The sequence below is a fragment of the Paraglaciecola mesophila genome, assembly GCF_009906955.1.
Classification (GTDB): domain Bacteria; phylum Pseudomonadota; class Gammaproteobacteria; order Enterobacterales; family Alteromonadaceae; genus Paraglaciecola; species Paraglaciecola mesophila_A.
This window is the reverse complement of sequence record NZ_CP047656.1, coordinates 622,607-642,189: the sequence shown is the minus strand read 5'-3', so window position 1 is coordinate 642,189 and position 19,583 is coordinate 622,607. Positions and strand designations below refer to the sequence as shown.

General features: G+C 42.6%; 18 protein-coding genes. 9 read left to right on the top strand and 9 right to left on the bottom strand.

All coding sequences use genetic code 11. The features are described from left to right. Window positions 1–158 precede the first annotated feature (158 nt). Window positions 159–332, top strand: coding sequence for a ribosome modulation factor (rmf, locus tag FX988_RS02720; RefSeq protein ID WP_160178222.1), 174 nt, complete (start codon window positions 159–161; stop codon window positions 330–332). Window positions 333–401: 69 nt separating this feature from the next. Here rmf and fabA read toward each other — a convergent pair whose 3' ends face one another. Continuing rightward, window positions 402–920, bottom strand: coding sequence for a bifunctional 3-hydroxydecanoyl-ACP dehydratase/trans-2-decenoyl-ACP isomerase (gene fabA, locus FX988_RS02715; RefSeq protein WP_007991214.1), 519 nt, complete (start codon window positions 918–920; stop codon window positions 402–404). Window positions 921–1,071: 151 nt separating this feature from the next. Here fabA and FX988_RS02710 point away from each other — a divergent pair, with 151 nt between their 5' ends. After that, window positions 1,072–1,323: a hypothetical protein gene (locus FX988_RS02710; protein ID WP_412761919.1), complete on the top strand. Its 252-nt coding sequence runs from the start codon at window positions 1,072–1,074 to the stop codon at window positions 1,321–1,323. A gap of 137 nt (window positions 1,324–1,460) precedes the next feature. On the opposite strand, the gene FX988_RS02705 is transcribed toward FX988_RS02710, so the two are convergent. From FX988_RS02705 to FX988_RS02680, 6 genes are all read right to left on the bottom strand, one after another. Then, window positions 1,461–1,940 (bottom strand): YchJ family protein, encoded by a 480-nt coding sequence (locus tag FX988_RS02705; RefSeq protein ID WP_160178221.1) that lies wholly within the window; start codon window positions 1,938–1,940, stop codon window positions 1,461–1,463. Window positions 1,941–2,143: 203 nt separating this feature from the next. Then, complete coding sequence (locus FX988_RS02700) at window positions 2,144–2,527, bottom strand: hypothetical protein (protein WP_160178220.1); 384 nt, start codon at window positions 2,525–2,527, stop codon at window positions 2,144–2,146. A 73-nt stretch (window positions 2,528–2,600) separates the two neighbouring features. After that, window positions 2,601–3,242 (bottom strand): protein-methionine-sulfoxide reductase heme-binding subunit MsrQ, encoded by a 642-nt coding sequence (gene msrQ, locus FX988_RS02695; protein ID WP_160178219.1) that lies wholly within the window; start codon window positions 3,240–3,242, stop codon window positions 2,601–2,603. Continuing rightward, window positions 3,242–4,237 carry a protein-methionine-sulfoxide reductase catalytic subunit MsrP gene (gene msrP / locus FX988_RS02690; RefSeq protein ID WP_160178218.1) on the bottom strand — a complete coding sequence of 332 codons (996 nt, stop codon included), beginning with the start codon at window positions 4,235–4,237 and terminating at the stop codon, window positions 3,242–3,244. The genes msrQ and msrP overlap by 1 nt, the downstream gene beginning before the upstream one ends. A gap of 88 nt (window positions 4,238–4,325) precedes the next feature. After that, window positions 4,326–5,678, bottom strand: coding sequence for an anti-phage deoxyguanosine triphosphatase (locus tag FX988_RS02685; protein ID WP_160178217.1), 1,353 nt, complete (start codon window positions 5,676–5,678; stop codon window positions 4,326–4,328). Between the two features lie 19 nt (window positions 5,679–5,697). Then, on the bottom strand, window positions 5,698–6,492 hold the full coding sequence (locus tag FX988_RS02680) for a ThuA domain-containing protein (RefSeq protein WP_160178216.1): 795 nt from the start codon (window positions 6,490–6,492) through the stop codon (window positions 5,698–5,700). A gap of 604 nt (window positions 6,493–7,096) precedes the next feature. On the opposite strand from FX988_RS02680, the gene FX988_RS02675 reads away from it, so the two are divergent. Next, window positions 7,097–9,586: an NAD-dependent epimerase/dehydratase family protein gene (locus tag FX988_RS02675; protein WP_160178215.1), complete on the top strand. Its 2,490-nt coding sequence runs from the start codon at window positions 7,097–7,099 to the stop codon at window positions 9,584–9,586. 46 nt (window positions 9,587–9,632) lie between these two features. Here the strand turns inward: FX988_RS02675 and yfbR are convergent, their stop codons facing one another. Together yfbR and FX988_RS02665 are read right to left on the bottom strand one after the other, a co-directional pair. Next, a complete protein-coding gene (gene yfbR / locus FX988_RS02670; RefSeq protein ID WP_007991196.1) occupies window positions 9,633–10,244 on the bottom strand; it encodes a 5'-deoxynucleotidase in 612 nt (203 codons plus the stop codon). Further along, entirely contained in the window at window positions 10,241–11,470 is a 1,230-nt protein-coding gene (locus FX988_RS02665) for a pyridoxal phosphate-dependent aminotransferase (RefSeq protein ID WP_160178214.1), read from the bottom strand. The genes yfbR and FX988_RS02665 overlap by 4 nt, the downstream gene beginning before the upstream one ends. 306 nt (window positions 11,471–11,776) lie before the next feature. Here FX988_RS02665 and FX988_RS02660 point away from each other — a divergent pair, with 306 nt between their 5' ends. From FX988_RS02660 to FX988_RS02635, 6 genes are all read left to right on the top strand, one after another. Then, window positions 11,777–12,571 (top strand): DUF2189 domain-containing protein, encoded by a 795-nt coding sequence (locus tag FX988_RS02660; protein ID WP_160178213.1) that lies wholly within the window; start codon window positions 11,777–11,779, stop codon window positions 12,569–12,571. Between the two features lie 298 nt (window positions 12,572–12,869). Continuing rightward, window positions 12,870–14,066, top strand: a complete 1,197-nt coding sequence (locus FX988_RS02655) for a thiamine pyrophosphate-dependent dehydrogenase E1 component subunit alpha (protein ID WP_160178212.1) — start codon at window positions 12,870–12,872, stop codon at window positions 14,064–14,066. Next, on the top strand, window positions 14,059–15,036 hold the full coding sequence (locus tag FX988_RS02650) for an alpha-ketoacid dehydrogenase subunit beta (RefSeq protein ID WP_160178211.1): 978 nt from the start codon (window positions 14,059–14,061) through the stop codon (window positions 15,034–15,036). Before FX988_RS02655 ends, FX988_RS02650 begins: the two co-directional genes overlap by 8 nt. A 24-nt stretch (window positions 15,037–15,060) precedes the next feature. After that, complete coding sequence (locus FX988_RS02645) at window positions 15,061–16,683, top strand: dihydrolipoyllysine-residue acetyltransferase (protein ID WP_160178210.1); 1,623 nt, start codon at window positions 15,061–15,063, stop codon at window positions 16,681–16,683. A 146-nt stretch (window positions 16,684–16,829) separates the two neighbouring features. Further along, window positions 16,830–17,711, top strand: coding sequence for a 23S rRNA (adenine(2030)-N(6))-methyltransferase RlmJ (locus FX988_RS02640; protein WP_160178209.1), 882 nt, complete (start codon window positions 16,830–16,832; stop codon window positions 17,709–17,711). A 13-nt stretch (window positions 17,712–17,724) separates the two neighbouring features. Continuing rightward, window positions 17,725–19,575 carry a serine/threonine protein kinase gene (locus FX988_RS02635; RefSeq protein ID WP_160178208.1) on the top strand — a complete coding sequence of 617 codons (1,851 nt, stop codon included), beginning with the start codon at window positions 17,725–17,727 and terminating at the stop codon, window positions 19,573–19,575. Window positions 19,576–19,583: the final 8 nt, after the last annotated feature.

Here is a 19,583-nt window from a genome sequence, read left to right as displayed (position 1 = left end):
TTATTGGAATTTATGTCTTTAAATCAATAAGTTAATTCATATTGTTCATTATGTTAAATAATCAATATTGAACCAAAATCCGAGATCAACTATCTCTATACACGTGCTTATTTTAAGCACGATTTCAGATAGCTACGTAATATAGGAAACTCGATTAAATGAAGAGACAAAAGAGAGACAAACTTTCCAGAGCGCATTCAAAAGGGTACAACGCAGGCATATCCGGTAAATCAAAAGAAATATGTCCATTTCAAGCTTCAGAAGCACGTTCAGAATGGCTAGGAGGGTGGAGAGAGGCCATGGGTGACCGCAATACCGGCCTCAAGTTTTAACCCCATTCTCGTTAATTATAGCCCCTAACGGGGCTTTGTTTTAATTTACGTAAGACAAAAGCAACTCATTTAAAAGTTGCTGGTATCTTGAAATAAACCGACTTTAAGATCTTTGGCCTGATAAATTACGCGCCCATCAACAGATACTTCACCATCACCAATTCCCATAAACAATTTACGTTTAATAACACGCTTCATGTCGATTTTGTAAGTGACTTTTTTCGCCGTTGGTAATATTTGACCTGAAAACTTAACTTCACCTACACCCAGCGCGCGCCCTTTACCTGGGCCACCACACCAACCTAAAAAGAACCCGACGAGTTGCCACATGGCGTCTAAGCCTAAACATCCTGGCATAACAGGATCTCCGGGAAAGTGACATGCAAAAAACCATAGGTCTGGTGAAATATCGAGCTCCGCAATTATAACACCTTTGCCATGTTCGCCATCTTCTTCAGATATTTTGATAATACGGTCCATCATTAACATATTTGGAGCGGGGAGTTGGCTGTTACCTGGGCCAAATAACTCACCTCGACTACAGGCCAATAGCTCTTCTTTTGTAAAACTGCCTTGATTAATTGTCATAGTATTCCGAGTCTAAAATTTGAAAGGACGTAATTTAGCGAACAGTTGTACGCTAAACAACTCTGAACAGTGATTTATTTTACATCTTTGACATAGTAAAGGATGATAACCAGTAAATAATCTCTTTTTATACGGAATAAATGACACCATAATGAAAAACCCAAAAATGGTTGCTAATGCAGAAAAGCAACGAAGATTCAGAGAACGTCAAAAAGAACTGGGTAAACAGCAAGTGCGTGGTTATGTATCGCCTCAAGGTATGGAAAGTTACCGAGAACTATCAGCCAAAACAGGCTGGTCAGACAGTGAACTTTTATCTAATGCGTTACGCATAACCTATGCAGCCTATAAATGCGGGCAAATTAAGTTATTAAATGAATGGTTGAAAGACAATAATAAATAATCCTTTTATGTTTCAACAGTCAATTAGAAGACATAATAGGTTGAGGAATTAAGGACTCTCATTGTTGATAAGGTAAAGTCAAATGGAACAAGGCTTAATTCTTATGTCGATGCAGGTACCATCAGGGGAAACCGATATTAAGTTATGCAGCATTTTTTGTATTTTTTCCCGCTGCCACAAAAGCATATGTCATTTCGCTTGGGTCTATAAATTCCGCAATCTTCGAATAGCGTGCCACTATCGTAACGCCAAAGATTATCTTCGAGGTAGAAGGTCGAACGCTCATGCATTTTATATGTCTCATTGTTAAAGCGGTAATATGCAATGAACTCGACTTGGCCTGTGCTGCTAATTGGGTCGACAAGCGCATCAATCACCTCTAAGCGTAGCCACTGCGTTTCGCGGTCACTTTGAATTAAATGATCAAGGGTTAATGTTTGTCGCTGGGATTGGGTGTAGGTATCTAATACGAACTGAAAATGGCCAGAGGCGTAAGCGCTATAACGAGCGCGCATAAGTTGTTCTGGCGTGCTTGGTGTACTTAAACCTTGTAAGTATGGCTGGCAACATTGTGCAAACTGACGTTCACTACCGCAAAAACATAGATGTACATTCATTAATTCAACTGTGCAGTAAATCTATTACTGCTTCCTTTCGCTGCTAATTTAACTAAAGGTGAATGATACACCTTATAACAACGCATTAGCGCAGGAAATTTCAATACAGCTGCAGTGAATAAAACCGAAGCACAAATCCATTTTTTAGCTACATTAACCTATTAAAAAAGTGAGATGACAATCCTTATTTTTTGGACTGAGGTTTAACTATCAAGCCACGGACCTTTAACCACTTCACCGTGTTGATGCGTTGTTACATTGATCAAATTTACATTATGCATAATGCAAAGCTGAGTCAGACGCGCCTGACTCATTTCGTCTAACACGACTTGCTCAACGAATATATTGGCGCACTGCCCACCGGTAATTAACCTTTCCAACCAAATCACTAGCTGCTCAGTTGCAGGCATATTGAGTTTAATACAATGGGAGTACGCCTCTTTAAACGCAATATTATTAGCAATAAGATAGGACCACTTGGCTTTATTCACATTACTATGAATCGCCTGCAAGCGCTGTTGATTAAAAACCGAAACGCTTTCGAAATGACTTGTTTTTGATGCTGAAATTGCGTGTACGCTGGCCATGTAATTTTACCTGTCTGTTTATACAGTAGTTGCAGTAACAATAGTACTGTATAAAAACACATGCAAGTTATTTTTATCTTTTTTGCGTGTTATTTAAGCTTTTCTTAAATAACCGTTTCAGCTTCTCTCGCCTATACAGCAGTAATAGCGTGGTTATCAGCATATATATCAAAGGTTCTAGGATGGCAGATTTGACGGACCATAAAAAATGAACTGACACCAAGATAACGGCGATGTACACCCAGTTGTGCAGGGATTGCCACTTCTTTCCTAAGTAGCGTTGGGCTTTTTTTGTTGAAGTGAGGGTTAAAGCGAGCAGGATGAGCCAAGCGATTAAACCGACAGTGATGTAGGGGCGTTTTATTATTTCGCTCAATAGTAATGACCAATCGAGCTGTAAGTCGAATAATATGTAACTAGCGAAATGCGCAAAGGCATAGGTAAAACTATACAAGCCAATTAACCGGCGTAATCTTATCAACAACCCTTGTTTGAGGACTCGGGCTAAGGGGGTAATGAGCAATGAAAGTATTAATAATTTGAACGCGCCTAAGCCGGTAAAATGCAATAGCGCCGTCACGGGGTCCCCCCCTAAGTTATCAGTAAAGGCTTGATAATACGTCCAACACAAAGGTGCTAGGGCTGCAATATGTATAATCAGTTTCACCCAAAAAAGATGGTTTGGTTTAAGCTTTAATGCGGAGGGACTTGCCATTAGAAGTTTTTTCTTAAATTCATGCCATCGTACAAAGGTGCGACCTCGTCGTAACCATTAAACATCTGGGTATCAATTCTATTTCTTGCAAACAAGCTTGCGCCACTGATACGCCTTTCACTGGCTTGGCTCCACCTGGGGTGGTCTACAGTGGGGTTGACGTTGGCATAAAAGCCGTATTCGTTTGGCGCAAGTCGGTTCCAACTGGTAGGAGGGCGTTTATCTGTCAAACGGATCCGGGTAATTGATTTGATGCTTTTAAACCCATACTTCCAAGGAACCACCAGCCTTATCGGTGCTCCGTTTTGAGGAGGAAGTGTTTTTCCATACAATCCTACAGATAACAAGGTGAGTGGATGAACCGCTTCGTCAATACGCAGTCCCTCAACATAGGGATAATCTATACCTCCGCCGGCAAATCGATTCTTTTGGCCTGGCATTTGTTTGGGGTCATACAAGGTTTCAAACGCTACGTATTTTGCTGAGCTTAAAGGCTTAGCTTTTTTAATCAAGGCACCTAGCGAAAAACCAATCCAAGGTACCACCATTGACCAAGCTTCAACGCAGCGTAAGCGATAGACTCTTTCTTCTAACGGGAATTGTTTGAACAAATCGTCGTAATCGAGAGAGAAGGGAGCTTCTGCTAAACCTTCAATGCTTAGCCGCCAAGGATTAACCTTAAATTGTTGCGCATTTTCTACCGGATCGGATTTTCCAGTACCGAATTCATAAAAATTATTGTGGGTTATAATTTTTTCTTCAGGGGTTAATTTGGTGCTGACCTGTTTGGCGTCAGCAGCATAATCAAGAGCTCGCGTCTCAAAGGGTTTGTCATCATTCCCAAAAAAGCTTGCTTGAGCTGAGGTGCTGCCAAGCAACGAAGATGCCCCCACAAAGCCCATAGACTTTATGATATCTCGGCGTCTGTGATACACGCTTTCTTCGGTGATTTGGTTTTCTTTGGCTGCGCTTGTTTTCGGAATTTTAATTAACATAGTGGCCTTTATTCTTAATTAACCATATTGATTAGTACTTAAGACAATGAATTAAGACCAAAAATTTCAATTGTTTTTTAATTGACCGCTAAATGCCAATGCTGTCGGGGCTCGCCCCGCTTTTAGGAATAAACAGGTTACTGTACAAACGAGAGGCAAATTCGTCCGTCATGCCAGCGATGTAATCGCTAATAACCCGCATGCCATTATTGTCGTTTTGCGCTGTCAGCCATCGTTGACGGGTGTTTTCAGGTAACAAACGCTCAGGATCGGAGGCAAAAGCCTCAAATAGCGCCATGACCACTTGTTGCCCTTTGTATTCAAGTAGCTGGATTTCAGGTTTACGAATAACTTGTTTAAATACAAACTGTTTAAAAAGCGCCAATGCCTGCTCATATTCAGCTGGAAACACCGCGTTATATTTTAGCAAATCGTTCTGAAAAGCAGGATCTGTGCGTGCGATATCGATATGGGTGATAAAGCTATTGACCAAAGCGCCGATGGCGTCTTTGCGCTCGTGATGATGTTGACTAAACAATTTTTTCGCTAGCATGGAAATATGCCCTGATAGCCAAGTGTCACTTAGGGCTTCTATTGGCTCAACAATTTGTGCTTCAAATTGCTGTAAATTTACAATTCCCATGACAATCGCATCTTCTAAGTCATGTATCGCATAAGCAATATCATCTGCAAGCTCCATAATCGAACAATCAAAGGATTTGAATTTTGTTTTGTGCTGTCGCTCGTCAGATGTACTTGTGACGATATGGCAAAATAACTCCCGGTCGTCTTGTGAAAGTGGCTCGATTAACCAGTTGAACATGTTCCTGTCGCACTCGTACAAGCCTTTAGGAGGTACCCAATCAGACGCCTTGATATTTCGATGAGAGAGGGCGACCTCGCTCGGCTGTGCTGCTGATTTAATGTTGGTTAAAGAAGGAATAAAATGAGGATATTTTACAAGACCAAGCAAGGTTCGACGACTTAAGTTCATTCCATGGGAAGGGGTGTAAGGTTCTAGCTTGGTCACGATCCTAAAAGTTTGCCCGTTACCCTCAAAGCCACCGTGATCGCGCATCATGTAATGTAAAGCTACTTCTCCGCCGTGACCAAAAGGAGGGTGCCCAATGTCATGGGCCAAACACAAGCCTTCTATCAAGGTATCGTTTAAATTTAAACTTTGTGTTAGTTCAGGCTGTTTACGGCGAAGTTGTGCTGCTATTCCTTGACCAATTTGTGACGCTTCTAATGAGTGGGTTAGGCGGGTACGGTAGAAATCACTCATACCAACGCCTAATACTTGTGTTTTAGCTTGTAAACGCCTAAAAGCAGCAGAGTGTAGGATCCGTGCTTTATCACGCTGAAACGGTGAGCGGTGATCGCCATCACGTTGAATTTGCTGTGAAAAGTGTCGCGCTGACCAGATCGTACTTTGCTGCATTTTATTAAGTACCTTTTATTTATGGGGCAATTAAGATTCCCTTGCCGGTTGCTGCCCAATATATACCACCATATATGTGCTGTAAAAACGCATTGTCTTGATAGGCAATGGATTTATGGCCCAATGCGGTATAAAACGCTCGTCCACCATCGAACTCGTGATACCAAGCAATGGGGTGGAATGCGCCCATGCCTTTACCTATGTTTTCATTCCACTTTGCATCAGGCTTAAACGTACGCTCATCTACAGATAGCAAATAGGTTAAATTGTCCACTTGAGGTGGGCCAAACTCATACCATTCATCTGTCCACAAAACGGAATCAGGGAAGTATTCAAGGCCAGGAAAATTTCTGCTTAACACATTTAACTGAGCACTTTGAATTTCTGGATGAATTTTAAAAACATGACCAATAAGCTGGCTATACCATGGCCAGTCCTTTTCTGTATCCGATGCACTGTGGATCCCCACAAATCCTTTACCTGATTGGACAAATCGCTGCAGCGCTCCTTGCTGTTGGCTGTTTAGAATATCACCAGACGTTAAAAGAAAAATGATTGCATCGTATTGCTGTAGGTTCTTATCAGATATCAAACCAGCATCCTCTTGCCAATCAACACTAAAATGATGTTTGTTGCCAAGTTGCTCAATGGCCCGTACGGCACCATTAATTGACTTGTGGTGCCATCCAGCCGTTTTGGTGAAAAGCAACACATTAAATTGACTTGAATACGCTAAGGAAGAGTAAATTAAAATAATACTGGCGATCACTAATTTGCTTAAATGTATGATTAAAACTTTTGGGCAAGGGTGCATAAATACTGTCCGTTTTTTGGTTGACCCAGCATGGTAATCAATTATCGATAGAAAACTATTCAGTTTATTCTTTTTACCTTCAATTTATTTGTTTTATATGTGGTCTTTAAGTGCAAAACGTTGCGAGCGAAATGGCAAAAAATTGAAGTCTTACTGATCGATTTAGGTTGCGCAAAATTCATGTAGGAACATGTAAGCGCATAAGTGGCTGTACTTGACGTCATTTAGTGGTAGTAACGGCCGACACATCAATAGTTTATTCAACGTTTTTTACTACCGAACTAGGATTTTTTGTTTTCGAAATAACCCAAAGCTTTACTTCAAGTCTCAAGGTTGCATGTATACCGAAATATGAGCGTCATTGCATACTGAACCAGAGTGGTTTCTGGTGTGTAAAAAATTACCGATTAGCGAAAATATTGCTTATAAAAACTGTGCGATTAACGATGAAGCTAGCAGGCTGCACAGAGACTATTGGTCTGATGAGCCCAACAGACTTTACACTCCAAGGTGCGAGCAGCAGTTAAAATAGCGTGATGCATATATGGCAAACTAACTGCACGCTTTTTTATTTTTTATTCTGTCATATCGCGGGAATGCCTTAATGGAAAATGAAATGATTGCTCAAAAAGATGGTAAACCAATTGTTCTAATAACGGGAGCGTCTGGAAACATCGGAACACACATTTGTCAACAGCTTAACCCTAACTACACTACGATAGGTTTGGACAGAGACGAATGTGAATACACAGATGAAAACTATATTTGCGATCTCACGTCGGACGATTCAATTGAGTTAGCTATGTATAAAATGCGTGAGAAACACGGAAAACATATCGCTGCAGTCGTGCACTTAGCTGCATATTTCGATTTTACAGGTAAGCCTAATCCGTTATACGAACAGGTTAATATTAAGGGGACCAAGCGCCTTTTAAGTGCATTGGATAATTTTAACGTCGAACGGTTCATTTATTCTTCCACTATGTTGGTACATAAGGCGGGCGTGCCAGGGCAAAAAGTGGCTGAAGGTACACCCGTCGAGCCAGCCTGGGAATATCCCAAATCGAAAGCCTGCGCGGAAAAGGTCATTATAGAGAACAACGGTGACATGCCCTATAGCATATTGCGCCTTGCAGGTTTATACGACGATGAAACGGCAGTACCGACGTTATCTCAACAAATCGCTAGAGTGTATGAACGGGATATGAAAAGTCACGTTTATGCCGGTGACCTGATGGCTGGCCAGTCATTTATTCACCAAGAAGACATGATAGATGTGTTTGAAAAAGTCATTGAGCGTCGTAAAACACTTCCCAAAGAGCATGTATTGCTTGCAGGTGAGGATGACGTGATGAGCTATCAAGCCCTACAAAATAGGATTGGCAGCTTATTATTCGGCGAGTCACAGTGGAATACCATCAATGTACCCGATTTTGTTGCTAAAGCCGGCGCTTGGCTGCAAGTAAAAAGCGAGCCTGTGGTGCCTGATGCGATTGATCAGGGGGAAAAACCATTTATTAAGCCCTTTATGATCGATTTGGCTTCGCAACACTACCATCTCGATATTTCCCGCGCTAAAGAGCAACTCGATTGGCAGCCTAAACATAACATTTACGACAAACTAGCCACCTTAACGAACAACTTAAAGTCTGATCCGTCCGCTTGGTACAAGAAAAATGGAATTACGCCACCGGACTGGATAAAAATGAGTCGAGAAAAGGAGAAAAATTCGCATACGGTGCGAAAACAGTATGAAAAACATTACCGCGCTGAGCATCAACGTTTTTTGTGGGCTCACTTTTTGAATATAGGTCTGGCTTTTTGGTTATTGAGCGCACCGTCAATTTTAGGCTACGAGTCACAAGCCATGAGTGTCAGTAACTATGTAAGCGCAATTGGGTTAATGGTTTTTTCCTGTTTATCCCTTTCTTGGCGGATGGGATGGGCCCGTTGGGGAGCCGGGTTGGTTGGTTTTTGGCTATTGTTTGCTCCGCTTGTGTTTTGGGCACCTAGCGCCGCAGGGTATTTAAATGACACGTTAGTAGGTATGTTGATACTGGGCTTTGCGGTGTGTTCTCGACCGACACCTGGGGTGGCGAACGTCGCTGCAGAAACAGGCCCAGCCATACCGACAGGATGGGATTTCAACCCATCAGGCTGGTTGCAGCGGTTGCCCGTTATTGTTTTAGCCTTTGTCGGTTTTTTTATTTCACGTTATCTATGTGCTTACCAACTTGGTCACATTGATGCTATCTGGGACCCTTTTTTTACTGGACTTGCCTCTGATCCTCAAAATGGTACCGAGGAAATTATCACGTCCTCTTTTTCACAAGCATGGCCAGTTCCGGATGCTGGTCTTGGGGCAATGACTTATGCACTTGAAATTATCACTGGGATAATGGGCTCTACGCGGCGCTGGCGAACCATGCCGTGGTTAGTCATGCTTTTCGGGATCATGATAGTGCCACTGGGCGCTATCTCAATCTTCTTTATCATTATTCAGCCCATCTTATTGGGGACTTGGTGCACCCTGTGTTTGATTGCAGCAGCCGCCATGTTAATTCAGATCCCGTATTCTTTGGATGAACTTGTGGCGACATCAGAGTTTTTATATCGCCGCAAAAAGCAAGGTCGGCCTTTTTTGAGGATTTTATTCACCGGTGATACGGATGACGGAAGTGCTGAAAAAGTAGAGCGCTCTGAATTCGAACGACCAGTAGGCACTATTATAAAAGACTTAGTGGGTGGGGGCGTAACCTTTCCGCCCAATTTAGTTTTATGCTTACCCATTGGTTTATGGCTTATGTTTACCCGAATGACTCTTGGGGCAGAAGGTGAGATGGCTAATGCTGATCATCTCATTGGTGCGCTAGTCATCACGGTGGTAGTTACAGCACTTGCCGAAACAGGAAGAGCAGTGAGATATGCACTCATCCCGTTAGGAACTGCATTGTTTGTCACCCCTTTTGTTTACGGTGTTGATACTATCAGCATTGCATCTAGTTTTATCTGCGCAGTCTTACTTATCATATTGAGTTTACCGAAAGGAAAAATGCACAATCGATATGGGCTGTGGGACAAAGCGATCATTTAACGCCATTTTTAACCCACTTATTAATCCAAGAAGTGCGCAATAAGCGCTATATATCGTGTTCTTCTTGGGTGATTTCATCTAGGCTTAAACTAAAGCTAGGCACATAGGCGCGCATAAAGTAATCCACTTCTTGTGAGTGATAATCCTTTAAAATTTTGTCTAAGCGCTTTTTAGCTAACACAAATTCTTGATTACCCGCTGAGAGTTCTTCTAAGGTTTTAAGATAAGCACATATCACATCAGCCGCTTTGATGATAAATGCTTCACTTTCATCCTGACCTTCATGTTGAATAAGAGATGCATAATCTTCTTTAAAGTCTTGAGGAGCCATATCAATCAGCTTTTGCTCGGCTATTTTCTCGATTTTTTTATATTCAGTCTGAATGGCTGGATTGTAGTATTTAACTGGGGTCGGTAAGTCTCCCGTGAGCACTTCTGAGACATCATGGAACATAGCCTGAGTCGCAATTTTATAGGGGTTAACGGTGCCGTTAAAATACTTATTGCGGATCAACGCCAGTGAATGCGCGACCATAGCCACTTGTAAGCTGTGCTCTTGCACATTTTCGGTACGTACGTTGCGCATTAAAGGCCAGCGGTTAATAAGCTTCATACGGGCCAAATGGGCAAAAAAGTGACTCTTTTGTGGGGTACTCATAAAGTAAGTTCTGCCTGACGGTAGTGTTTAAAGAAATTGGCGATACGTTCAATGGCTGGGCGCAGCACATCAATGTGAGGTAGGAAAACTAAACGAAAGTAACAACCGTCGGTTAAATTAAATGCCTTGCCGTGCACAAGAAGTACCTTTTCGCTGCGCAGCAAGTCCATGATCATTTGCTCATCACTGGTGATATTAAATTTCTGTGCATCTACTTTAACGAAACAGTACATTGCACCTTTAGGAGCGACGCATTCAAGCCCATCAATTTCATTGAGTAGGGTTGTGGCAAGGTCTCTTTGCTGTTTTAAACGCCCACCGTCGGCAATTAAATCATTGATGCTTTGATAGCCGCCTAAGGCAGTTTGGATTGCGTGTTGGCTAGGTACGTTAGCGCACATACGCATTGACGAGAGCATGTTTAAGCCGTCGATGTAGTTGCTGCCTAGCGCTTTTTGACCGCTGACCACTAACCAACCTGCACGAAAGCCTGCAATTCGGTAGTTTTTAGATAAGCCACCAAGGGTGATAAAAAATATGTCATCAGCGAGGGCGGCAATACACTGGTGCTGAGCGCCATCGTAAAGAATCTTGTCGTAAATTTCATCACTAAACACCATCAGGCCGTGCTCGCGAGCGAGCTCAATTATTTGTAATAACAGCGCTTTGCTGTAAACCGCCCCAGTCGGATTATTTGGATTGATAAGTACTAAGGCTTTTGTGTTGACAGTAATTTTACTTCTAATGTCATCAATATCAGGCTCCCAACCCGAATTTTCATCACACTGATAGTGCACGGGGTGACCAGATGACAAGCTGACCGATGCGGTCCAAAGGGGGTAATCAGGGCTAGGTAACAGCACCTCATCTCCGTCATCCAACAAGGCTTGCATTGCCATGACTATCAATTCGCTTACGCCGTTACCTATGTAAATGTCATTCACTGAGACATTTTTGATTTGCTGTTGCTGATAATATTGCATAACGGCAACACGAGCAGGGTATATTCCTTTTGACTCAGAATACCCTTGTGATTTGGGTAGATGATGTATCACATCCTTTAAAATATCATCAGGCGCCTCGAAACCAAAGGGTGCAGGGTTACCAATATTTAGCTTTAAAATACGGTGGCCTTCATCTTCCATTTTCTGTGCTTGTTCTAATATCGGGCCCCGAATGTCGTAACATACATTATCGAGTTTTTTAGATTTGTTAAAAGTACGCATGAATTAAACTAGCTGACGGTAAGTGGCACCAAGAGTAATACAGGGCAATAGGAGATGTTAAGTATAAATGTGTGTTCTGTGCGCTTTATCATCATAAAAATACTTAACTGGTGATATTAGCGTTAAATAGACAGCAGGAGAGCATTTGTTTGGCTCTCATTCAAGATGGTTTTGTTTTTTTATTGTTAAAAAATAATTAACAGTTCGATCTTTTTACCTGACAAGTTAAGTATATAGGATTAATCTAAAAGAGCAGTAAGACAAAACAGACGATAAATTTCTTTCTTAGTTTTGGAGTATCTCTCTATGTCACAATCGTTTAAAGACGCCCCTCAAAATGCGATCACCAGTAGCCGAATCGCCCGTGTCATACCATGCAAACAATTGTCGCTTTCTGATCCTATAGCATGGTTGAAACTGGGATTTCAAGACGCGATGCGTGCACCGATATTAACCCTGGTGTTTGGTGTGTTTTTTGCGGCTATTCCGTGGTTTATTACCTACTTAGTTAAGTTAACCGGTTGGCATCTGGTCATAATGCCGGCCATAGTTTGCTTTATGTTAATTGGTCCTTTTTTAGCGGCCGGACTATATGATATAAGCTGGGAGCTAGAAAAGGGACATAAACCGTCTTTATGGCACAGCATTAAAGCGGTGAAACGCAATGCGGTAAATGAGTGGGGGTTAGGCATACTTCTTATGGTTCTCATGATTTTTTGGTTGCGTATTGCTTCATTGATCCACGCGTTGTATCCACCTTATTTAGATGAAAACTATGCGAATTTGTTACCTTTCTTAGCCCTCGGTGGTGTCATAGGGGCAGGTTTTACTTTACTGGTATTTTTCTTAAGTGCATTTACCCAGCCGATATTGATGGAGCGAAAAGTTGACTTAGCCACGGCTGTATTGTCCAGTATGAATACTGTATGGAGTAATAAAGTTCCAATGTTGTTTTGGGCGAGTATTATTTTTATGGCTGTGCTAATTGGTTTTGCAACGCAGTTCTTTGGTTTTATTATCCTCATGCCCATCATTGGTTATGCTACGTGGCATGGTTATATTGATAGTATTGAAGTGAAACGTAAACGCTTGTACGCCTAACGAAACATTCGGTATTTTGGCCTCAATATACCACCAAGTATATTGAGGCTAGGTTCAAACCACATAGTGCCAACGGCTAAAATTGTTTATTAGAACAAAGGCTTTTAATCGCTATTGTTTAAAAGCGGATAAACATCATGTTTTCGCGTCTTAATTAGAATAGCTATCCCTTCTTTTGTTAAATTCAATCCAAATTTGGAAACGCCTCATCCTAGTATTTACACTAGCATTAACACTCAAGTAACAACTTTAAAACATAGTCAATCATGATGGTGTTGAGAAACGTTAAAGAGGGTTTATGGTGAACGAAAGAAATCATCTCTCAGATGTGGGGATAAGCCACAAAGTGAATATCATTGGTAAGGGTACAGTCGATCTGCCGATGCTACAAATTTTGCAGCCTGACGGTAGCGTACACGACGATGCAGATATGCCTGAGATAAGCCAGGATGAAGCACTGAAAATATTCAGAACCATGCACTATATAAGGGTGCTAGATGAGCGCATGGTTGGGGCACAGCGCCAAGGGCGCATTAGCTTTTATTTAGCGTGTAGCGGTGAAGAAGCGTCGACAATTGGCAGTGCAGCGGCGCTGAGCGAAAACGATATGATCATGTCGCAGTATCGTGAGCAAGGGGCACTGGCGTACCGAGGCTATCGTACAGAGCAGTTTATGAATCAAATGTTCAGTAACAAGCTTGACCCGAATAAGGGACGACAAATGCCAATACACTACGGTGATAAAGCACTTAACTTTATGACCATTTCCTCTCCCCTAGGCACACAAATTCCTCAAGCTGCTGGCTATGCTTACGGACAAAAAATGGCAGGCAATGAAGCACTGACTATTTGTTACTTCGGTGAAGGCGCTGCGTCTGAGGGGGATTTTCACGCCGGGCTAAATATGGCCTCAGTATTAAATTGCCCCGTGATTTTCTTCTGCCGTAATAATGGCTACGCGATTTCTACCCCTGCTAGTGAGCAATTTAGTGGTGATGGCATTGCTTCGCGTGGTCTAGGGTACGGAGTTAAGACTATTCGCGTCGACGGCAACGATGTATTAGCCGTTTATTTGGCGACGCAAAAAGCACGAGAAATTGCGCTTAAAGAAAACTGCCCAGTATTGATAGAAGCCATGACCTATCGTTTGGCAGCCCATTCCACTTCTGATGACCCTACAGGCTACCGTTCTAAAGAAGAAGAGCAAAAATGGCGTGAGAAAGATCCCGTTCAACGCTTTGAAAACTGGATGAAAAGTAAAGACTGGATTGACGAAGCACAACATAAGCAATTCGTTGAACAAACCCGACAAGACGTGTTAGCAGCGATGAAAAAAGCCGAGCAAGTGGATATTTGCGAGATAGATGATTTGATTAATGATGTATACGACACACCGCCATGGCACTTACGAGAGCAATTAGCCCAATTAAAGCACCATATTGGTTTGTACCCAGAAGCCTATCCAAAAACGGCAGGGAGAATCAATCATGATTAAAATGAATATGCTACAAGCAATAAACAATGCCCTCATAACCGCTATGACTGAAGACGAGAAGGTCATGGTATTCGGTGAAGACGTGGGGCATTTTGGTGGGGTATTTAGAGCCACAAGCAATCTTCAGCAACAATTCGGCAAAGGTCGCTGCTTTAATACGCCCTTAACCGAGCAAGGCATCATAGGCTTTGCAAATGGGCTGGCATCACAAGGTTCAGTGCCCGTAGCAGAAATTCAGTTTGGCGATTATATTTTTCCAGCGTTCGATCAAATCGTAAATGAAACGGCTAAGTTTCGCTATCGTTCTGGTGGGCAATTTACTTGTGGCACGTTAACCATACGCACGCCTTATGGTGGTGGTATTGCAGGGGGTTTATATCATTCCCAATCTCCAGAGGCCTTTTTCGCGCATATTCCTGGTATGAAAATTGTTATTCCACGTAATCCGTATCAAGCGAAGGGCCTGTTATTAGCGTCGATTCGCGACGACAACCCCGTTTTATTCATGGAGCCAAAGCGTTTGTATCGTGCATCGGTTGGCGAGGTGCCTGAAGAGGATTACGAGTTGCCTCTGGGTAAAGCTGAGGTGGTCAAGAAAGGCGAACACATTACATTGCTTGCTTGGGGCGCTCAGGTTGAAGTGATTGAAAAGGCTGCTGAGATGGCAGAGAAAGACGGTATTTCGTGCGAAATAATTGATTTACGTAGCATATTACCTTGGGACGCGGAAACGGTAAGTGAATCAGTTAAGAAAACAGGTCGACTTCTTATTAACCATGAAGCGCCTCAAACGGGTGGTTTTGCCAGCGAAATATCTGCCACTGTCCAAGAACGCTGTTTTTTATACTTAGAATCTCCTATTACCCGAGTGTGCGGGTTAGACACACCTTACCCTTTGGCACACGAAAAAGAGTACATGCCAGATCATCTAAAAACCTACGAAGCGATTAAACGCTGCGTGAATTTTTAACCACTGATATCGAGGAAAGATGAAATGAAAGACTTTATTTTGCCAGATATTGGTGAAGGAATTGTAGAGTGTGAATTATTGGAATGGTTAGTATCAGAAGGCGATATCATTGTTGAAGATCAACCCGTTGCAGAAGTTATGACAGACAAGGCAACGGTGCAAATACCGGCTATGTACAGTGGCACCGTTAGAAAATTGTACTACCAAGCAGGTGACATCGCTCAGGTGCATAAGCCTCTGTTTGCCATGGATATTGAAGGGCAAGAAAGCAGTTCGTCTACTGATATGCAAGGCCGTGCTAATCAAACTGAGCACAGTGATACAGACCAAGAACAAGATACCTTAGGCGAAAATGAAACTACTCATATCAAGTCAGACAGTGCAGAAAGCGACAGTCACCTAGAAACGTTTATCTTGCCGGATATTGGTGAGGGGATTGTTGAATGTGAATTGGTTAAATGGTTAGTAGGTGAAGGCGAAACGGTTATTGAAGACCAACCTGTGGTTGAGGTCATGACAGATAAAGCGTTAGTGGAGATACCCGCTAAGCACAATGGCACGATTGTCAGCCTTTGCTATCAGCAGGGGGATATCGCTAAAGTCCACTCTGCTTTATTTACCATGCAGGTTGATGGCGCAAAAGGCCAACACCAGGCACCTTCACAAAGCACAGCTGAAAAAGTCACGACACCCAAGGCAACGTCTAACGCACAGACAAGCACATCAGCTGACGTGGCAAAAATTAATCACAAAGTACTGGCGAGCCCAGCTGTCAGACGCGTGGCGCGAGAGCAAGACATTGATTTATCAAACGTGCAGGGCAGTGGGGATAAAGGACGCATTTTAAAATGCGATTTGACCCAACAACAAAAAGAAAAAGGCGACGATAACCCTAAGGCGCAAAGTGAAACACATGATGCCTCGCAACGTAACTCGCAGGGCGTGACGCGTGTTGAGCGTATTAGTGGTATTAAAGCGGCAATGGCCAAACAAATGGTACACAGTGTTACTACCATTCCTCACTTTACGGTCAGTGAAGAAATTCAAATGGATGCCTTGATTGCGCTTCGCGCTCAATTAAAAGACGACTTTGCCGAACAAGGCGTAAAATTAAGTTTTATGCCGTTCTTTATTAAAGCATTATCTATGGCGTTAAACGCATTTCCGATTATCAACAGTCAAGTTAACGCTGATTGTACTGAGTTAACCTATTTCAATGATCACAATATCGGTATGGCAGTTGACGGTAAACTCGGATTGATGGTGCCAAATATCAAAGGTGTGCAAGATATGTCGATATTCGATATTGCCAAACGCGCTGCCGAGTTGATTGAACAGGCAAGAGAAGGGCGCTTAAAAACGCAAGACCTGACAGGCGGAACGATCAGTATTTCAAATATTGGCGTATTGGGTGGTACGGTAGCGACACCTGTAATAAATCACCCAGAAGCGGCGATTGTCGCCCTTGGGAAAATGCAGCGTTTACCACGTTTTGATGAAAATGATAACGTACAAGCGCTGAACATTATGCATGTCAGTTGGTCGGGTGATCACCGCATTATTGATGGTGCTACCATGGTGAAGTTTAATAACCTTTGGAAGTCATACATTGAGCAACCGATGAAAATGTTAAGCACATTGCGCTAATTCGTCGCGCTAATTCGCAACTAAACACGCCCTATTAAAGCCCGCCTCGAGCGGGTTTATTTTTGCTTAACACCAGTGACAAGGTAAACTAGCGCTCTAAAGCTTAATAACCCAATGACGTATTGTGTCATAAAGGAGTCAATCAGTTGTTTAGTTATCGCCACGGCTACCATGCGGGTAATCATGCAGATGTATTGAAGCATATCTGCCAGATGTTGATCATCGACAAATTAAAACAAAAAGAAAAAGGCTTCACCTATATCGATACGCACAGTGGTGCGGGTTTATATGATTTAACATCAGAACAATCCCTGAAAACCAATGAGTTTAAACAAGGGATCGCCAAACTGGCTGATTACGCTGGTGTACAAGAGACGATCTTGGCCTATCAAGAACTTACCGGTCATTATGTAAAATGCCATCAATATCCAGGGTCGCCAGAAATTGCCCGTATGTTAATGCGTGAGCAAGATAAACTGCACTTGATGGAGTGGAACAACCAAGAGGTCATTAACCTTAAACGGCAAATAAAAGGCCCGAATGTTTCTGTGCATCACAGGGATGGTTATGAAGGGCTTATTGCCATGACACCGCCAGAATTAAAACGGGGTTTAGTGCTAACGGACCCTTCCTATGAAACCCCGGAAGATTACCAGTTAGTCGTTGACGCCATTAGCAAGGCTTATAAGCGTTGGCCAACTGCCACTTACGCCATTTGGTATCCACTGCTGTCAAAACGCGATGCATCGAAAAATGATGGATTTGAACGCGCCACTACTAAGCACAAAAAAAGTCAAAAAATGCTGGAGGCACTTTCTCAGCAAGACGTTAAAAATGTACTGCAAGTGGAATTAGCGGTACAAGACCCTGATACCTTTGAAGGAATGTATGGCTCTGGTATGGCGATTATTAATGCACCTTGGCAACTTGATGTGCAAATTAATGATTGTTTAGCCGAAGTTACCCCAGTCATGGCACAGAGCAAGCAAGCGTCATTTCTGGTGAATTGGCTGGTGGAAGAGGCGTAAGGCTGACAGCAAAATGGTTGCCCAAACTGATCTTAAACATTTCTATATTCCAGATGAGCAATCTATTTATTTGCTCTCTCATAAGGACGCGAAGAAGCTAAAAGACTGGTTCAAATTGTGTACTGAACAACTTGAACGTCTTGGCTATCAAGAGATTGAACTGATAGGAAAGGGGGCTTTTGGCTTTGCGTTTGCGGGTACGCCCACTTATGACACAACCAAGCAATACGTATTTAAATTTTCCCGGGCCAATTTGCCGCAGCATGTGCAAGACCGCCTCGAGGAAGAGGCCTACATGCTAGGCCATGTTGCGCACCCTTTTGTACCTAGCTTGATCGAATTTCAACGGATCAAAAAGCAATCTATTTTAGTTATGCAGCGGGCTACAGGTAAGGATCTGGAAAAAGTCTCACTGGAATTAGGGCCTCTTTCGCCAAGACTGGTGGTAAAAATTGCTGTGCAATTGGCCGATATATTACAAACACTTCGCTCATTTTCTGAAAATGGTCAGTCAAGACCCATTGTTCATGGGGACGTTAAACCGTCAAATATCGTGTTTGATCCACTGACTGAAAAGGTCGGTTTAATTGACTGGGGATCATCGGTTTTTGCTCAGCTTGATGCACAAGGAAATTACTTAGCCAATAATGTGATGGATTTAATGTCCAGTGATATGCAACAAACTAATGCCCGCCTTGGTGATGTGTATTTCATTGGGCCTGAGCAGTTAAACGGCAATTTGTCGTCGCCTCGTTTCGATGAGCAAGGTTTAGCGAGTACCTTGTATGCGTTAGCGTCTGGGCAATCAAGTCGTTTTGGTGCACAAGTTATTAGGCCTAACGCCTTGGGCTTACCTAAAATGCTTGGTGAGATATTAACGGCTATGCTCAGTGACGATGCGCAAAAAAGAGCACAAGGTGGGGATTATCTCTTAAATAATATTCAACATTTGAAAAATTTAGTGTTCAGCACTGACGATCCGCCCCAAGCTCCAGCAATGATTCCAGGCTGGAGTCATCATAAATCTCGCGAGATAGACACGGTTGTCTACAGTTCACGAAAGTCATTTTTACGCGCCGAAGGTGAGCAAAGTAGTGAGGAGTTACGCTATCTCAATGATGAGCAGTTCGAACGTTACTATAAGAATTACTTACAAGGTATGGGAGAAACGGAAAAGGCCTTTATTTCAGAAGTAAGCCGCCTCGGTAAGTACCCTGTAGTAGGCGGCTTAGCTGTGCGCTGGGCCCCGCAAGGAGTGTATATCGACTCTAGCCTGAATATTTACGATCCCAAATTAAAGCCATCCTTTGATGCCACGGTGAACAATATTGTGACCTTAGCGCGCTCGATCCATCGGGTAGGTGTATTCAAAAGCTGTATGTTTAACGCCCGTGATACCCTGCACATCGAACGAGAAGATGAAAATACCCCATTTCTTCCATCGTCAGATATGTGCATACCTTACGAATTGAATAAGGTATCAGTACAAGAAGATCAAAGCCGGATGCATTCGTATTTTGAAGATGGCGATGACCCTGATGAATTATTGACTTTGCCTGATGATCTTATGACGATTATTCATCAACTAAACGGGATACATCACACGGGGTGTATTATTTTTGAAGCGCTTCCCAAGCACTTAAAAATCCATAGCTATTACACCTTGCTGGATCATTCATCAGCAGATGAGTTTAAATATTTACTGAGTAAAATTATTGAACTGGTGCCCTTGATCCAAGGAGTAGGCATGTCAGGGTTTATGAAGTTACCTTATAAAGATACGCGTTTTTTCGAGCATCAAGCGCATTTACCTGATAAATTTTACCCTAGAAACCCCTATGCCGAGCGAGCAATAGGCTCGTAAGTTAGCAG

What these genes read in the sequence shown, in the direction of transcription:
- rmf (WP_160178222.1), top strand. Translation starts at nt 159, where the DNA reads ATGAAGAGACAAAAGAGAGACAAACTTTCCAGAGCGCATTCAAAAGGG.
- fabA (WP_007991214.1), bottom strand. Translation starts at nt 920, where the DNA reads ATGACAATTAATCAAGGCAGTTTTACAAAAGAAGAGCTATTGGCCTGT.
- FX988_RS02710 (WP_412761919.1), top strand. Translation starts at nt 1,072, where the DNA reads ATGAAAAACCCAAAAATGGTTGCTAATGCAGAAAAGCAACGAAGATTC.
- FX988_RS02705 (WP_160178221.1), bottom strand. Translation starts at nt 1,940, where the DNA reads ATGAATGTACATCTATGTTTTTGCGGTAGTGAACGTCAGTTTGCACAA.
- FX988_RS02700 (WP_160178220.1), bottom strand. Translation starts at nt 2,527, where the DNA reads ATGGCCAGCGTACACGCAATTTCAGCATCAAAAACAAGTCATTTCGAA.
- msrQ (WP_160178219.1), bottom strand. Translation starts at nt 3,242, where the DNA reads ATGGCAAGTCCCTCCGCATTAAAGCTTAAACCAAACCATCTTTTTTGG.
- msrP (WP_160178218.1), bottom strand. Translation starts at nt 4,237, where the DNA reads ATGTTAATTAAAATTCCGAAAACAAGCGCAGCCAAAGAAAACCAAATC.
- FX988_RS02685 (WP_160178217.1), bottom strand. Translation starts at nt 5,678, where the DNA reads ATGCAGCAAAGTACGATCTGGTCAGCGCGACACTTTTCACAGCAAATT.
- FX988_RS02680 (WP_160178216.1), bottom strand. Translation starts at nt 6,492, where the DNA reads ATGCACCCTTGCCCAAAAGTTTTAATCATACATTTAAGCAAATTAGTG.
- FX988_RS02675 (WP_160178215.1), top strand. Translation starts at nt 7,097, where the DNA reads ATGGAAAATGAAATGATTGCTCAAAAAGATGGTAAACCAATTGTTCTA.
- yfbR (WP_007991196.1), bottom strand. Translation starts at nt 10,244, where the DNA reads ATGAGTACCCCACAAAAGAGTCACTTTTTTGCCCATTTGGCCCGTATG.
- FX988_RS02665 (WP_160178214.1), bottom strand. Translation starts at nt 11,470, where the DNA reads ATGCGTACTTTTAACAAATCTAAAAAACTCGATAATGTATGTTACGAC.
- FX988_RS02660 (WP_160178213.1), top strand. Translation starts at nt 11,777, where the DNA reads ATGTCACAATCGTTTAAAGACGCCCCTCAAAATGCGATCACCAGTAGC.
- FX988_RS02655 (WP_160178212.1), top strand. Translation starts at nt 12,870, where the DNA reads ATGGTGAACGAAAGAAATCATCTCTCAGATGTGGGGATAAGCCACAAA.
- FX988_RS02650 (WP_160178211.1), top strand. Translation starts at nt 14,059, where the DNA reads ATGATTAAAATGAATATGCTACAAGCAATAAACAATGCCCTCATAACC.
- FX988_RS02645 (WP_160178210.1), top strand. Translation starts at nt 15,061, where the DNA reads ATGAAAGACTTTATTTTGCCAGATATTGGTGAAGGAATTGTAGAGTGT.
- FX988_RS02635 (WP_160178208.1), top strand. Translation starts at nt 17,725, where the DNA reads ATGGTTGCCCAAACTGATCTTAAACATTTCTATATTCCAGATGAGCAA.